Origin of the sequence: Loigolactobacillus iwatensis, from assembly GCF_003950295.1 — a bacterium.
Taxonomy (GTDB): Bacteria; Bacillota; Bacilli; order Lactobacillales; family Lactobacillaceae; genus Loigolactobacillus; species Loigolactobacillus iwatensis.
The window spans coordinates 107694-121935 of record NZ_RHNP01000001.1 but is presented as its reverse complement, the minus strand read 5'-3'; the positions used below and the strand labels follow the sequence as shown (position 1 = coordinate 121935).

Sequence of the window (14242 nt, the reverse complement as noted above, 5' to 3'; positions counted from 1 at the left end):
ACCTTTGGCTAAGGGGGTAAATTAATGAAGCGGCTTCTTCAGAGTGGTCTCTATTTACTGGTTTTATTTGTTATTGCAGGGAGTTTATTTCGTTACGGCGGTTGGTTTTGGACGTTAATTTGTATCGGATTAATGTTATTTAGTCGCCAACTGGGTGTCTATTTTCAAAATAGGCGGAAGAAATAAGAAGTGGGGTAAAAGCTAGCTCTTTGCGTGTTATAAATATTTGTGCGGTACACCCGCTATTCAACAGTAGGTGTAGGCTATTTTTTAAAAGTGAATTTAACTTTTAAGTCGTAAATTTATCATTAAGTTCATTGAATTTAGCGGGAGAATATTTATTTTTGTGGTACGCTAAGAGACGTAAATATTTTTTGGAGGAGCTCAATTTTTATGAATAGGACATCACGGCGACAGCAGAGGCCAGCGCGTAAAAAGCATCATTGGATTTTATGGACACTGTTGGGAGTATTATTAGTTTTACTTCTTGCTGGCGGCGGTTTTGCCTACAGCATCCTACACAAAACACAAGCATCGTTTGATAAAATGTATTCGCCAGCTACGACAAAGGCGCCCCAGGTAATTGAACAAGGCAAGCCGGTTTCAATTTTATTTTTAGGGGTTGATACTGGTGCTGATGGGCGGGTTGACCGGGGAAATTCGGATACTTTGATCGTGGCAACTTTGAACCCGAAGACCCACAAAACAATGATGTACAGTATTCCCCGGGACACGCTTGCTGAAATGTCTGGTGATAAGAAGCGTAATATGCAAAAAATTAACGCGGCTTACAACATTGGGAGTTCAACGATGGCCAAGAAGACCGTTAGCAAGTTATTAGGGATTCCGATTGATTATTACGTGACCGTTAATATGGGTGGTTTGCAGAAGGTCGTGGATGCTGTTGGTGGCGTGACGGTTAACAGCCCGATGGTGGTTTCCCTTAACGGCATAACGATTCCAAAGGGTAAACAGCATTTGAACGGTAAGCAGGCGCTAACTTATGCACGAATGCGTTATGAGGATCCCCGTGGTGATTATGGCCGCCAAATGCGGCAACAAGAGGTTATCCGGGCAGTTATGAAAAAGTTGGCTTCACCTAAGGGAATTAGTCATTATGATGCCCTTTTAAAGTCGCTGCAACCTAACGTACGCACGGATCTACCATTTAATAATATTATTCGGTTGGGGCTCAAGTACCACAAAAACGCTGACCACATTTCTTCGCAACATTTACAAGGGCAGTCTGCGTGGATTAATGGTAGTTCCTACCAGATTGCGTCAACTAGTCAATTAACCAAGGCTTCGAACAAAATGCGTGCAGAAATGGCTTTACCAAAAAAGCAACTTGATAATGATGAAACGCGCTTAAACGCTTTGAATCCAACCTTTAATGGCACAAGTAATCAAACCTATAATACTTTCGGGCTTGATACCGTCTACTATACGTATAATACCTATTAAAATTCGGTATCTAAAAATGCTCCGCGCGATGGTTGTCGTGCGGAGCATTTTTACGCGCAATTAAATAACAAACTAGTTAATTAAGAAAATCTAAGGCTGCCTGGTAATTGGGCTCGTTGGTCTGTTCGGTAACAATTTCGGAGTATTGAATAATTCCTGCAGCGTCAATAATAAAGATTGAGCGCGCTAAGGTATTATTGCTAGCGACATAGATGCCAAAAGCATCCCCCAAAACGTGTTTTTCGTCAGCCAACATTTCCATTCGGGTAACACCTGCTGCAGCGCACCAAGTAGCCTGTTGTGCTGGTGTGTTAGTTGAAACCGTAACGAAACGAATGTTAGGAATTTTATCAGCATCGGCGTTAAAGTGTTTTGTTTGAATACTACAAACGCGAGTATTGATATCCGGTACAATACTAATGAGCGTTGTCTGGCCAGTTAGATCAGTATTGGTCACTGCGTGATTATTTTTATCTTGAACGACAAATACTGGCAGCTTATCACCAATCTTTGGTGGCTGTCCGTTAGTTAATAGTGTGTTACCGTGACGTGTAATTTCCATTAAAGTTCACCTCATAAAATTTAGTCTATCCTTATACTAATAGAAAATAGTTAATGTGGGAAATAATATTACTTAAACGTGGCGGGTTATTTAGTAAACTCAACGACGTATTGACCTTGACCATCTGACGATACGTGGAAGTTACTGAAATTGCCCATGTTTTGACGTGCCCAATTAACGGCGTCAGTAACGTTTGAAAAGGTTTGGCCACTACTTGTACCTGTTGAGCTAGTATTGCTGCTAGCGGCCGCCGAATCACTTTCAGCGGCTGCTTGACTAGCCGCTGAAGCTGACTGTGAATCAGCAGTGTCGTCATTAGCGGTAGTGTCGTTAGTTGTATCACTGGTATTATCAGTTGTTTCGGATTTAGTGTTTGCCTTTTTGGGCTCGGAGGAACTACTACTTGTATTTTGACTGGAACTACTTGTATTGGTTGTTGTGGAGTCAGCGTTGTTTTCAGTAGTAATACTAGAAAATTCAGCGTAAATACCAAAAATGACAATCAAGATAACGATAACAACCAACCACCACTTGTTTCGTGAAAAGAATGAAGGCCCACCAGGCTGCTTTTGGGGCACTCTTTTACTTGGTCTAGCCGGCTTTTTTTCTTGCTTACGCTGGTCACTGCGGTTAGCGTGACGGCGAGCCATTCGACTATTTGGTTCATTTGGATTTTTCATAACAAAAACTCCCTTACTGCTTGATCAAATACTGTAATAACGATGATAGTTTATATTTGGAATAACAACTTTTTTGCGAAATAGTGAAGTCTGTTTCTAAACACTTAGTTTACCATGCTTAATTGAATAAATTTTAAATTTGTTTTTTACTTAGTTTAAATTTAGGAAATTCAGAGAATCTTTAGAAATTGATGATAATCTATTTTTGCTGGATTAGTAAATAACAATTAAAATACTTTTTGGTTGAAAATCTGACAAGCAAGTCGCTTGCAATCTAACGTAACGACGCCTAATCTAGTCATTATTGAATTGAAATGGAGTGATTTTACTATGGCAGTTATCGAAACCCCGCGTTTGCGGTTACGTCCGATTACTATGACGGACGCAGTTGATCTATTCCAAGTATTGCGGGATGCAGATGTTGTGAGGTATTTACGTTATCAACAGGCAACTAATTTGGCTGCTATCCAACAGGAAATTACGGACCATTTTGGTCGTGACATCAGCACTGTTTTTGGAATTGAGCTAAAATCCAGCAAAAAACTAGTTGGTTTTTTTGAATTTCATCCAAATGGAAATAGCGGAATTCTAACTTATGCGTTGGCACAGGCCGATTGGGGCAAAGGGATCGTTCCTGAAGCTGGCCAAGCATTAGTGCGTTATGGATTTGAAACACTGAATTTTCAGCGCTTAGAAGCCCATTATGCAGCGATAAATCAGAAATCAGCACGCGTGATGGAGAAATTAGGTATGATTGATCGCGGAAAAATACAAGATTTTCGTTCCCAGACTGGTGAAATTATTAGTGTAAAAGCCTACGATTTAACTAAAGAGCAGTGGCAGGCTGAGCAATTGAGTGCACTGGGCTAGAGTGTATTTTGAAAAGCGCTCTGAATTATCAATTTTGACGGAGTGGTGTCCTTTTTGAAATAATTGGGAACCAAACAGATTAGCCCTTATCAACAAGGTTGGTAGATTGAATACCCACTGCAACTTGCTAATAGTTTAAAGCAAAATGTAGTTGGGATAAACTTAAATGCTGTTTAGTTTCACGTGAAACGCTATTCAGTCAATTATGAATCAAACGATATTTTAGTGAATTTTACTAGCATATCGGTTGATTCTTTTTTATTTTGGCTTGCACTTAATACCTATTCGGCGTATGATGAATTCAATTAGAACATATGTTCCCTAAAAGCTTAAGTGCTTTAGTTTTAAGGTGGTGGAGAAAGTGGATTATTCACATGAACCACACGGTGTTTATTTTTTAATTGATAATAAATCCTTCTACGCTAGTGTTGAGTGCGTTAGTCGAGGATTAGAGCCACTCAAGACTTGTCTGGTTGTGATGTCAGAGGCGGATAATACTAATGGTGGTCTGATTTTGGCAACATCGCCTATGGCTAAACAACTATTTCATATTACTAACGTTAGTCGCAGGCGTGATTTACCCGATGATCCCCGCTTAATAATTGTGCCTCCACGGATGAATTTATACATTAAAAAGAATTTACAAATTAATACAATTTTTCAGCGTTTTGTTGCGGATGAAGATCTTTATCCCTATTCAATTGATGAATCAATTCTGGATCTAACACATTCATGGCGCCTGTTTGGTTCATCGCCGCAACAAGTTGCTCAACTAATTCAAGACACCGTCCATAAAGAATTGGGTTTACGATTGACCGTTGGAATTGGTGAAAACCCACTGCAAGCAAAGATTGCACTAGATGTTTACGCTAAGCATGATCAGAATTTTATCGGTCAAGTTACTTATGCAACAGTACCAACGAAGCTTTGGACAATTTCAAATTTAGTCGATGTTTGGAGTATTGGTAAAAGAACGGCTCGACATCTAACACGACTTGGGATTACGAATCTATTTGAGCTGGCTCACAGTAATCCGTATATGTTGGTGCAAGAAATGGGAATTATTGGTGCTCAATTATTTGCGCTGGCTTGGGGAATTGATCGGAGTAAGCTTTCCCAACGAATTAAGCCTAAGGATAAGAGTCTAGGAAACTCGCAAGTTTTGCCGCGTGATTATAGTCAACAGACAGAGATTGAATTGGTGATTAAGGAGATTGGTCAGCAAGTGGCCGCACGAGTTCGACATCACCATCAATTAACAAGTTGTCTTAGTTTGAGTATTGGTTTTGCTTATGCCGCAGATACTGATACTAAGCGCAGTGGGTTTTCCCACGAGTGTAAGTTGGAACCAACAGATGAAAGTCGTTTAATTACCGAGCAGCTACTGCGATTATTTCGCCAGTTTTGGCAGGGCGAGGCGATTCGAAATATTGCTGTTTATTGCTCACGATTGTGTGCTAACACCGGGGAACAGTTAGATTTATTCACTCCCCTTCACCGCCAAATTAAACAACAGCAATTTGATCACGTCGTTGATCAGGTTAGAGCTAAGTTTGGGACAACATCACTTGTCATGGCCAGTAGCCTGTTGCGAGGTGGAACGCTTATTCGGCGAAGCGCGTTGGTTGGCGGCCATAATGGAGGTAATAGCTTTGAATGATCAAATTTTAAAGCGGGAAGCAAAATTAATTGTTCAGCGCTGCCAGGATCAATTTAAGCAGAGGCGACAAACGCGCTACTGGATAAAAGTTGTCAATGACCGCTATGATCAGACGTATAATTTTTTCTTTAATTATCAACGCCTACACCAAGTTGAACGATCAGTGCCAGTACGAACGATTACTGAATTTGACTTGCATCGGTTAGAACTATTGATTCAAGAAATTAAACGTTTAACGGAATTTAATATTGAATATGAAGGTTTTTATCATTTCTTATGGCCTAGCTCACAACGGCAAATTCAGAAAAGAGGGAATCAGGTCGAATGAAAGCAAGTTATCAATTTTCAGATAAGGTCGTTCAGCACTTCTTTGATTTCGACTACCATGATCGGGGCATGCTTAAGTGGGGTGGATTTTTCCTATCGGATCATACCCGGGCACTGAAACAGTTGCTTCTTGCCGAACAAGAAATTCAGCCTAAATCTGAACAATCATTTGCTGAAATAACTAGGCGACTGGAAAAAGGCTGGCGTAAACAGTGTTTAGTTTACGTTCAACAAAAAGTTGTGCAAAATGGAGCCTATCTACCTGATGTAGTTGGAATTGTTGTTGGCTATGATGAGGCCAATATTGTCCTGAAAATTAGTCAGTTGACAAAGACAGTGGCACTCACCGATATCAGAAATGTGTCGTTTCAACCATAAAAAGCTCTGTGCTGCTTTAATTAAATTTACTACGTTATTCGCTAATTTTTTAGAAATGTATATTCGGATACTTTTTCAACCACGGTTTTCAGCCACAGTCTAGCATGAGGTAAAGGGAGTAGGGTAATGCAAGCAAAAATTGTACCAGGGGATTTCTTTAGTTGGTTTTATAATATTGTGCCAAAACAAAGTTCAAATGAATTAATAGCGGTACTAGAACAGGCAATGGAGGAACACTATTTGGTAACAGTGTGGTTGTCGGCCGCCTGGTCTGGGAAAAAATGTCAGGGTTATCTAGTTGATTTTGATCCACGAGGATTTTTGATTATCGAACAGGCAGGTAAGCCAATTCAACTACCATTTAAAGCAATTAATTATGTTCGGTTGGCTAATAAACAGCGGCGGTTAGCTTATTGATTGCAAATTTTTTAATAAAAAATAGCCTGAGAATTACTTGGTAAATACGACTATTTACCGATTAATCCAGCGACTATTTTTTTGATTATTTTAGATTAGCAATTGCTTGAAAGTCATCATCAGATAAATTGATTGCAGTTGCAGCAACATTTTGGGCCAGATGATCTAAGCTAGCAGTTCCTGGAATTGGTAACATTACTGGTGAGCGTTTTAATAGCCAAGCAAGGGCGATTTGTGCAGGACTTGCCTGATATTTATCCGCAATCTTTTTAAGCACGCTACCCTCATTAGCTAGCTTACCAGTTGCTAATGGGAACCAAGGTACAAAAATAATTTTGTGTTGTTCAGCGTAATTCAAAACGTCCTCATCGCTGCGATCTGTAACGTTATATAAGTTTTGTACAGCATCAATGTGAGCAATCTTTTCTGCGGCTTGCAATTCAGGAATTTTAACTTGGCTTAAACCAATGTGTTTAATTTTTCCCTCGTCTTGCATTTTTTTCAGTTCGCCTAATTGATCTTCTAGAGGAATCTTAGGATCAATTCGGTGCAGAAAAAGAAGGTCAATACTATCAACGCCTAAAGTGCGTAAGTTAAGCTCGACTTGTTGGCGTAAATAATCTGGTCGACCATCAGGAGTCCAAAGATTTGGTCCTTGCCGAGTTTGACCAACTTTAGTTGAAATAAAGATATTCTTGTAGTTACCTTGGTAAGGTGCAAAAGTGTCACGCATAAGTAAGTTAGAGGTGAAAGGACCGTAAGCATCAGCGGTATCAAAAAAGTTGATTCCTAGGTCTACCGCCTTAGCTAAAACGCGGCGCGCATTTTCTGGGTCTGCAGATGGTCCCCAAACACCAGAACCAGGTAATTGCATTGTACCGTAACCGAGGCGATTAAACGTCTTATCGCCAAGTGTCAAAGTACCAGCAGTTGTTGTCATAAAAAAGCCTCCTTAATAATTTACTACACTGTAAGAATCAATTAATATTGGGGAATTGTCAAGCATTTAGCTAAGTGAAAGTGAGTGATTGGATTATGGCTAATCAGTTATACCGAGCAATTTTTAATTATCAGGGAGAACATTACTATTTGTTTGCCTCTGATCAGGGTTTAGTTTTTGTTGGTAGTCCAGATGCTTCAATTGATGAGGCCCAACACTATTTGTCAAGTTCTGAAGTAGCGAACGCCAAAGAGAAATCATTGGCCAACTACGAGCGGCAACTAAACGACTATTTTACCGGTAAACGCTCAGTGTTAAGCATTCCGCTTGATGTTCGAACGGGAACAAAATTACAACAGCAGGTTTGGCAAACGCTATTAAAAATTCCATACGGCCAGACATGGACCTACACCGAATTGGCCGCCGCAAGCGGTTATCCTACGGCAGTTCGTGCGGTTGCTAGTGCAGTGGGAGCCAATCCATTATTAGTTGTGATTCCTTGTCATCGAGTAGTACGTAAGGATGGCAAGCTTGGTGGCTATCGTGGTGGTTTGGCAATGAAACAGCGATTATTATCATTAGAGGCATAAGGGTACTAAAACAATAAAACACTTTATACCAAGTTCTTCGGCGTATATTTTAGAGCAATGATCGGAAATAGTAAGAGGCTAGGACTTTTGTCCTAGCCTCTCCTGTTTTAACTTTGTTTATTTTATAATAAATTTTAAACGCATTTAGTTTAAGCCAAGTCGTGTTTGAAAAATATCTCTATAAAGTATCTCTATTATAGTAGTATTTTTCCCGACTAATTTGGCGTAGATGTTTTTCCCAACACTCGCTAGTTATTACTCTAACTTTTGGCGACTGGCGTCACTACTTTACGCGATAACCAAGGTAACAATTTAGCGTAGGCAATCATGAAGACAATACTCACAATAACACCCTTAATTAAGTTAAAAGGTAAAATTCCAGCGAAGACCATTTGCATGACCGGGGCAGTAAATTTAATACCTGAGAATTTAAAGTACATTGGTAGTAAGACGAATAGATTGGCGAAACACATGAAGACAGTTAGCAATAAGATTCCAGAAGTGAAACCAGCTAACATATTTCCGGTGCTTGGTTTAGCCAAGGTATTGCGCTTTTGACCTCGTTTGAAGAAATAATAAACGGGTAAAGTGAAACACAATGTCGCAAAGAAGTAAGCGACATCGCCAATTAAGTAAGGAACGCCACCGTGAGTTAGAAAATCTAAGACACCACTAATGAAGGCCGTTGCAATCCCAGCAGCAGGGCCGTATAGGAACATCGTGATGAAGACTGGTAAGTTACTAAAATCCACTTTTAAATACGGAAAAGCGGGTAAAATTGGAAAAGCAATTAAAAGTAGTACATATGAGATAGCCGACATCATTGCGATTATGATAAGCTTGCGGACGTTTGATCTTTCCATATTGAGAACCTCTCCTTTTTAAACACTAAAAAACACACCACCCATGTCAAACAGAGACAAGAATAGTGTGCGCTTTATTTTATAGTCACAAATAAATAAGCCCAATCTTCTTTTATCTAGACTTTAACTATCGGTAGCGGGATTTCACCGCTTCAGCCATTAACAACTAATGGGTCGTGGACTATAACCACCGGTCGGGAATTACACCCTGCCTCTGAAGACACATAACTAATATTCAATTTACAATGGTAATTGTAACACATATTTTTGTAAACGCAACCAGTTTGTTTTGGAATTATTTAGATATTCGCGTATTAAGCTAATTTTTCTTTGGTTTATGTTTAAGGTAACCTAGGGCCTCTAAGAAAATATCGGCCTTAAGGAGTAGGGCAACGACCACATAAATAATCGCGCCAAGGGCAATTTCGACAAGAAATGAAATTAGATGGCTCGGTAAACGGCTCGCAACTTGCCAAACAATAATACCCATAAATCCACCAGCGACAAAAAATTTCCATAGGTCATGAAACATTTGTTTGAGGTCTAAATTCTTTCGAACAACAATTATTTGGTAGCCGGTCACAAAAACTTCGGTAATCACCGTTGCAATGGCGGCACCATAAACACCAAAAAGTTTGATACAAATGTAGTTGGCAATAACGTTGACGCCGGCACCAATTGAAACTGATAAGGTATAATCACGAACACGCTTAACTGGCAGTAAGTATTGCCGACCAATTGTGTTGTTCCAAGCTATTAGCAAAATTATTGGTGTCTGAATAATCAACAGGATACCGGTCGTCGTAAATTTTGGCGATAAGAACCAAACAATGAATTTAGGTGCAATGGCCGACATGCCAAACATTAATGGAATTGCCAGTGCCGTCACAAATTGAAAGGAACGGTATAGACTACGGTGCACGGCCTCAAGCTTATTATTCGCAAAAAGATTGGCAATATGTGGTAACAAAACAACACTTAGTGAGGTAACGGCAACCATTGCCATATTAATAAACTTGTCAGAATAATCCATGTAACCAGCAGCCTGAACGGAAACCATGGCCTTTAGCATGGTCTTATTAACCATAATATAAAGTTGCATTGAAATTGTCGGAATAAACAGAATAAATGAAGGCCCGACGTGGCGCCAAATATGCAAGGAAGAAAGTGGTACCTTCTTTACTAATTTTGGTAGGTAGGGCCAGAGCATTGCGTTACCGACCAAGGAACTGGCGGATAAAATCATAATATATAGCCACAAATCACTAGGTTTATGGATAAAAGTAAAAATCATAATAATCGTAATTATACGAACGACCGAATTACGCAAGGTCGTTTTTTTAAAGTCTTCTAGACCCATAAAATACCAAGAGATATCAATAGCACCAGCGATTAAGCTTAAAGATTGCATTAAGAAGAAGAGCCGGTAGTGATGATCAAAGTGTAAAAAAACGAGAAATGCTAGGTAGGCAGCAAAAATAGTGATGATTTGTAATAGTTCAACTTCCCAAAAAATACGCGAGCGTTCCTCCAGATTATCCCGGTGGAAGGCAATTTCTCGATTTCCGTATAAAGTGATGCCTAGGGAACCAACTAAATAAAAATAAGCTACTATTGAGTTGGTGTAGGCATTAATCCCAGCACCAACTGGACCAATTACACGTGCTACATACGGTACTGTTATTAATGGGGCAATCAACACTAGTAGCTGATAGGACATATTATAAAAATAATTCCGGATAACCTTCATTTACGGGCGCCTTTCTAGTCGTGAGCTAAAATTGAAATTTGTTCAGGCGTCATTTTTGTTCTTTCAGAAGTACAGGACTTTTGCTTACCATTGGCCGGAACAATGTGAAAAGATTTAACGTGCCTAGGGCATTGCTCCGAAGCCGCAGGAGTTTTGGTGATATCCCCATACATTCGTTGTAAAATAGTTGCAGTTCCAACGGGAATTTTTACCTGCAGACCGCTAAATTCTATGGGCTTTACTGTCCTGACTTCTGCATCTGAAGCCCATTCGCGGCCAAACCCATACCAAGAAGCATAATTAGTAACGGTGGCCGCCCGATTATTTTTTCGTCTAGTCATTACACGATAGCGAATTTTTTTTAATGATTTGAGTGAAAACCAGCGGGTTGCAAAGTGAACTGGTGCGTAGGCAATCTTACCAAACCATGAATGGTAAATGTGGTAGTAACGCTCACGAATTATCTGATCAGTTAAATGAAAAGCGTACTTATCCCAAAGCCGTAATAGTGAATTATTGGCCAATTTATCAAACGGAATAATATCGACAAAAACAGTTTGACTACTAAACATAAAGTCTTCTTCAATCTCAGTTCCTTTATCAATAACTTTACTCCAAGTGACACCATAATCAGGGTCTAAATGGTCATTAATAATACCATATTGTTTGTCCGCGTTAAATCGTTTCGTTGCGGCGGCAATAAAGCGATCGTACTCTGGTCGTTTCATTGCAACATCAACATCGTCATCCCAAGGAATTATTCCATGATATTTAATGGCACCAAGAAGTGATCCGCCACACAACCAATAATCTATATTTTCTTCTTCACAAATAGTTATAATCTGACACAATAAGTTTAACTCACGTTGATGTAATAATTTTAAATCCAACATTAATCCCTCAATCTTCTTGTCTACTCTTACCTACTTTATTTTATATTTTAGCACCAAACAGTACGTTCGGCTACATATTGTGGTCGAACAGGACCGATATATTCTTATTTTATATTTATCCAATAAATAAAGGGCTTACAATGGAGTATCACTTTAAATTATTTAATGAAATTAAGTACATAAGGAGAGAACAGTGAGTATTGATGTAAAATATTTAGCCATAAAAAAGAAGGCCGTGATAAAATTTATTTCTACCTGACCTCTTAGTTATGCTTTTTCCGATAAATTCTAGTTAAATTCGTTAACTAACAACGATTGAGTATGATTAATGTTGTTCAGTAATTGAATCGTTGATGTTTGCCACTCTTGAGCAGTGGGAATGTCCTGCGTAAATAAAAATCGCAGTGGCATAACGAGTTGATTGGCAAAAATGTAGGCCGTAACGTGGTCAGTTAAGTGCTTGGCTAAAATAGTATCAGCGATTGTTTGTTCATAAGTTGACCACATTTTAAGCAAGCGTCCTTGTAAGGTTTCATCGGTTACGACTAATTTAATTAATTGGTTCATGTCCCGCCAAAGATTACCCTGGGATGCCAAGTGGATTAGTGTTGTTTGGTAGGCCGGCCAAATATTACCAATTGAAGTTTGTTGTTGAATCAGGTGTCTAATTAGTGAAAGTAATTCGTCTTCATTATAAAAAACAATATCGTCCTTGGTCTTAAAATAGGTAAAAAGTGTTTTTGGTGCAATATTAGCCGTTGCAGCAATTTGTGCCACTGTGACGTTGGCAAAGCCGTTTTCTTTAAATAATTTTAGGCCATTCTCTGCGATTTCTTGTCGCTTTTCTGCCTTTTTTCGTTCACGTAAACCCATTTGTTTCCCCCGTAATTATTTATATTCGGAACCTAACTGATAAAAGAGTAAGCCGATAACATTTTTAAGTCAAACTAAAATGAGAGTTGTTTCATTTTGGTATTCATACAGACCCTGTTTAGTTGGCCAGGTTGCCAGAGGCACTAACTAACTATTTAAAATCATAGCGGCTATTTGCTGAAAAACAAGCAGTGTGACTAAGCCGATATCATTTTATTTTTTTGTGTTGCAATGAAATTATAACGTTAACACGACACGAAATTTATGACTACTTTCAAAACCGGCTATTTAATGGAAAATTAAAAATAAACTTGCCGAAATCTATTGCTTTTTAGTAAGTAAATGTTATACTTACATATAGTAAGCAAACGAGAACTGGCCTTATATAACTTATAAAGTAGTTTTAGTTTGTTAATCTAAACTGACAAAGGGGCGTTTAAAATGACTGTTCAACTTTATACGTCATCAAGCAATGCATCCAGCCGTAAAGCGCGTGCATGGTTTACTGATCACAAGATTCCTTTTACGGAACGTAATATTATTGCGCAACCGTTAACTCAGGATGAAGTGAAACGTCTGCTGCGTCTGACCGAAAATGGGTCGGAAGATATTGTATCAACACGTGCTAAGATCTTCAAGAAACTTAACGTTGATCTAGATGAGATCTCAACTAGTAAGTTGATTGAGCTCATCTCGCAGCACCCAGATTTACTCAAACGGCCGATTATGTTTGATGAGAAACGATTGCAAGTTGGCTATAATGATGAAGAAATTCGTCGGTTCTTACCACGGGAAACCCGAAAAATGGAAATGTTAAAAGTACGTTCACGTTTGGCAATTTAAAACAAACTAAAAGTGGGCTAAAAGGTAGACTTTATGGATGACACACTGACCAGATCGTTGATTGACTGGTGAGCGAGGTGATTCTGATAAAGCGACTACCTTTTGGCTCACTTTTTTTATTAGAATATTGTGTCAAAACTCGCTGAGTTAGAGAGCAATATTAATTAATTTAGTTACCCAATTTTTTTGCAATTTCCGTATAATATTCCGCAAAATAACTGTTTTTCAAAAAGATCAGATTAATTGGATGATTAATTTTAAATCCGTCTAGGGGCAATTGTACCAATGTATTTTTCTCTAATTCTGATTTAATAAGCGATTTATACATAAAACTGATCCCCACGCCCTTTTTTAACAGCTCAATGATCGTTGTTGGATTGGCAATCTCAATTCGTTGACTAAACTCATCAATCTGATAATTTTGGGTTGCCAGCCAATTAGCAAAAATGGCCCTCGTTCCGGAACCACTTTCTCTAATTAAAAGTACTTCCGATAATAAGTCGGCGATTGTGATTGTCGTTTTGTCTAAGAGCGGATTTCTTTGACTGGTAGCGCCAATAAATTCTTCGTTTTGAATCGTTATCGCATCAAACTCGGTTTTATTAAAATTACCTTCAACAAGACCCAACTCAACTTCACCTTGGCGCAAGGCGGTTAGAATTTCAGTTGTGTTATCAATTAGTGTATGAATTTTTGTCGTTGTGGGCAGTAAATTTTTAATCAGTTGCGGCAACAAGAAAGTGCTGAGAGAATACGTTGCTCCAATTTTGACTACTGGTTCCTCAGAGTTAGTCCTTATTTGCCGCAAGACATGCTCATTTTCCAGTGAAATTTTATCGACATACTGGACTAATTGTTCGCCGGCATTGGTTAAATGAATATGGATGCCATTTTTGGCAACTAGTTTAATTTCTAATTCTTGTTCTAAACTGCTGATTTGTTGTGAGACGGCTGGTTGGGTAATAAATAAGTGTTGTGCAGCTTTAGTATAGGAAAGCGTTTTGGCCAAAACAGCTAACGTTTTATAACGGTGATCAAGCATATGGAAGTTCCTCCTGTCTTTATTATAAGTAAAACTTATTCAATACTAATAAATACTAATTTTTGCTTATCTAATTAGCATGATACGCTA

At 38.8% G+C, this 14242-nt stretch carries 17 protein-coding genes and 1 riboswitch; of the genes, 9 read left to right on the top strand and 8 right to left on the bottom strand.

The genetic code is table 11. The annotated features are described in order from the left end of the window. Nucleotides 1-24 precede the first annotated feature (24 nt). Nucleotides 25-186: a hypothetical protein gene (locus EKM98_RS12035; RefSeq protein ID WP_156520006.1), complete on the top strand. Its 162-nt coding sequence runs from the start codon at nucleotides 25-27 to the stop codon at nucleotides 184-186. Between the two features lie 207 nt (nucleotides 187-393). Continuing rightward, nucleotides 394-1464 (top strand): LCP family protein, encoded by a 1071-nt coding sequence (locus tag EKM98_RS00585; protein ID WP_125979718.1) that lies wholly within the window; start codon nucleotides 394-396, stop codon nucleotides 1462-1464. Between the two features lie 76 nt (nucleotides 1465-1540). On the opposite strand, the gene tpx is transcribed toward EKM98_RS00585, so the two are convergent. Then, the gene (tpx, locus tag EKM98_RS00580) at nucleotides 1541-2026 is read right to left on the bottom strand and encodes a thiol peroxidase (protein WP_125979717.1); all 486 of its coding nucleotides are present in this window, start codon (nucleotides 2024-2026) and stop codon (nucleotides 1541-1543) included. A gap of 86 nt (nucleotides 2027-2112) precedes the next feature. Beyond that, nucleotides 2113-2706: a hypothetical protein gene (locus tag EKM98_RS00575; protein WP_125979715.1), complete on the bottom strand. Its 594-nt coding sequence runs from the start codon at nucleotides 2704-2706 to the stop codon at nucleotides 2113-2115. A gap of 330 nt (nucleotides 2707-3036) precedes the next feature. On the opposite strand from EKM98_RS00575, the gene EKM98_RS00570 reads away from it, so the two are divergent. From EKM98_RS00570 to EKM98_RS00550, 5 genes are all read left to right on the top strand, one after another. Beyond that, entirely contained in the window at nucleotides 3037-3576 is a 540-nt protein-coding gene (locus EKM98_RS00570; RefSeq protein ID WP_125979713.1) for a GNAT family N-acetyltransferase, read from the top strand. A gap of 361 nt (nucleotides 3577-3937) precedes the next feature. Then, nucleotides 3938-5236, top strand: a complete 1299-nt coding sequence (locus EKM98_RS00565; RefSeq protein ID WP_125979712.1) for a Y-family DNA polymerase — start codon at nucleotides 3938-3940, stop codon at nucleotides 5234-5236. Then, nucleotides 5229-5564 carry an acetyl-CoA carboxylase gene (locus tag EKM98_RS00560; RefSeq protein ID WP_125979710.1) on the top strand — a complete coding sequence of 112 codons (336 nt, stop codon included), beginning with the start codon at nucleotides 5229-5231 and terminating at the stop codon, nucleotides 5562-5564. The genes EKM98_RS00565 and EKM98_RS00560 overlap by 8 nt, the downstream gene beginning before the upstream one ends. Continuing rightward, nucleotides 5561-5941, top strand: coding sequence for a hypothetical protein (locus EKM98_RS00555; protein ID WP_125979709.1), 381 nt, complete (start codon nucleotides 5561-5563; stop codon nucleotides 5939-5941). Before EKM98_RS00560 ends, EKM98_RS00555 begins: the two co-directional genes overlap by 4 nt. 126 nt (nucleotides 5942-6067) lie before the next feature. Then, entirely contained in the window at nucleotides 6068-6358 is a 291-nt protein-coding gene (locus EKM98_RS00550; RefSeq protein WP_125979707.1) for an LSm family protein, read from the top strand. Between the two features lie 85 nt (nucleotides 6359-6443). Here the strand turns inward: EKM98_RS00550 and EKM98_RS00545 are convergent, their stop codons facing one another. Beyond that, on the bottom strand, nucleotides 6444-7298 hold the full coding sequence (locus EKM98_RS00545; RefSeq protein ID WP_125979706.1) for an aldo/keto reductase: 855 nt from the start codon (nucleotides 7296-7298) through the stop codon (nucleotides 6444-6446). A gap of 95 nt (nucleotides 7299-7393) precedes the next feature. On the opposite strand from EKM98_RS00545, the gene EKM98_RS00540 reads away from it, so the two are divergent. Next, the gene (locus tag EKM98_RS00540) at nucleotides 7394-7888 is read left to right on the top strand and encodes a methylated-DNA--[protein]-cysteine S-methyltransferase (protein WP_125979704.1); all 495 of its coding nucleotides are present in this window, start codon (nucleotides 7394-7396) and stop codon (nucleotides 7886-7888) included. A gap of 260 nt (nucleotides 7889-8148) precedes the next feature. Here EKM98_RS00540 and EKM98_RS00535 read toward each other — a convergent pair whose 3' ends face one another. From EKM98_RS00535 to EKM98_RS00520, 4 genes are all read right to left on the bottom strand, one after another. Next, entirely contained in the window at nucleotides 8149-8751 is a 603-nt protein-coding gene (locus EKM98_RS00535) for an ECF transporter S component (RefSeq protein ID WP_125979702.1), read from the bottom strand. A 100-nt stretch (nucleotides 8752-8851) separates the two neighbouring features. Next, nucleotides 8852-8977: riboswitch (FMN riboswitch) on the bottom strand. A 93-nt stretch (nucleotides 8978-9070) separates the two neighbouring features. Beyond that, nucleotides 9071-10501 (bottom strand): oligosaccharide flippase family protein, encoded by a 1431-nt coding sequence (locus tag EKM98_RS00530; protein WP_125979700.1) that lies wholly within the window; start codon nucleotides 10499-10501, stop codon nucleotides 9071-9073. A gap of 14 nt (nucleotides 10502-10515) precedes the next feature. After that, nucleotides 10516-11394: a LicD family protein gene (locus EKM98_RS00525; RefSeq protein WP_125979698.1), complete on the bottom strand. Its 879-nt coding sequence runs from the start codon at nucleotides 11392-11394 to the stop codon at nucleotides 10516-10518. 288 nt (nucleotides 11395-11682) lie between these two features. Then, nucleotides 11683-12267: a TetR/AcrR family transcriptional regulator gene (locus tag EKM98_RS00520; protein ID WP_125979696.1), complete on the bottom strand. Its 585-nt coding sequence runs from the start codon at nucleotides 12265-12267 to the stop codon at nucleotides 11683-11685. Between the two features lie 441 nt (nucleotides 12268-12708). On the opposite strand from EKM98_RS00520, the gene spx reads away from it, so the two are divergent. Then, a complete protein-coding gene (spx, locus tag EKM98_RS00515) occupies nucleotides 12709-13110 on the top strand; it encodes a transcriptional regulator Spx (protein WP_068226023.1) in 402 nt (133 codons plus the stop codon). A gap of 169 nt (nucleotides 13111-13279) precedes the next feature. Here spx and EKM98_RS00510 read toward each other — a convergent pair whose 3' ends face one another. Continuing rightward, complete coding sequence (locus EKM98_RS00510) at nucleotides 13280-14152, bottom strand: LysR family transcriptional regulator (protein WP_125979694.1); 873 nt, start codon at nucleotides 14150-14152, stop codon at nucleotides 13280-13282. Nucleotides 14153-14242: the final 90 nt, after the last annotated feature.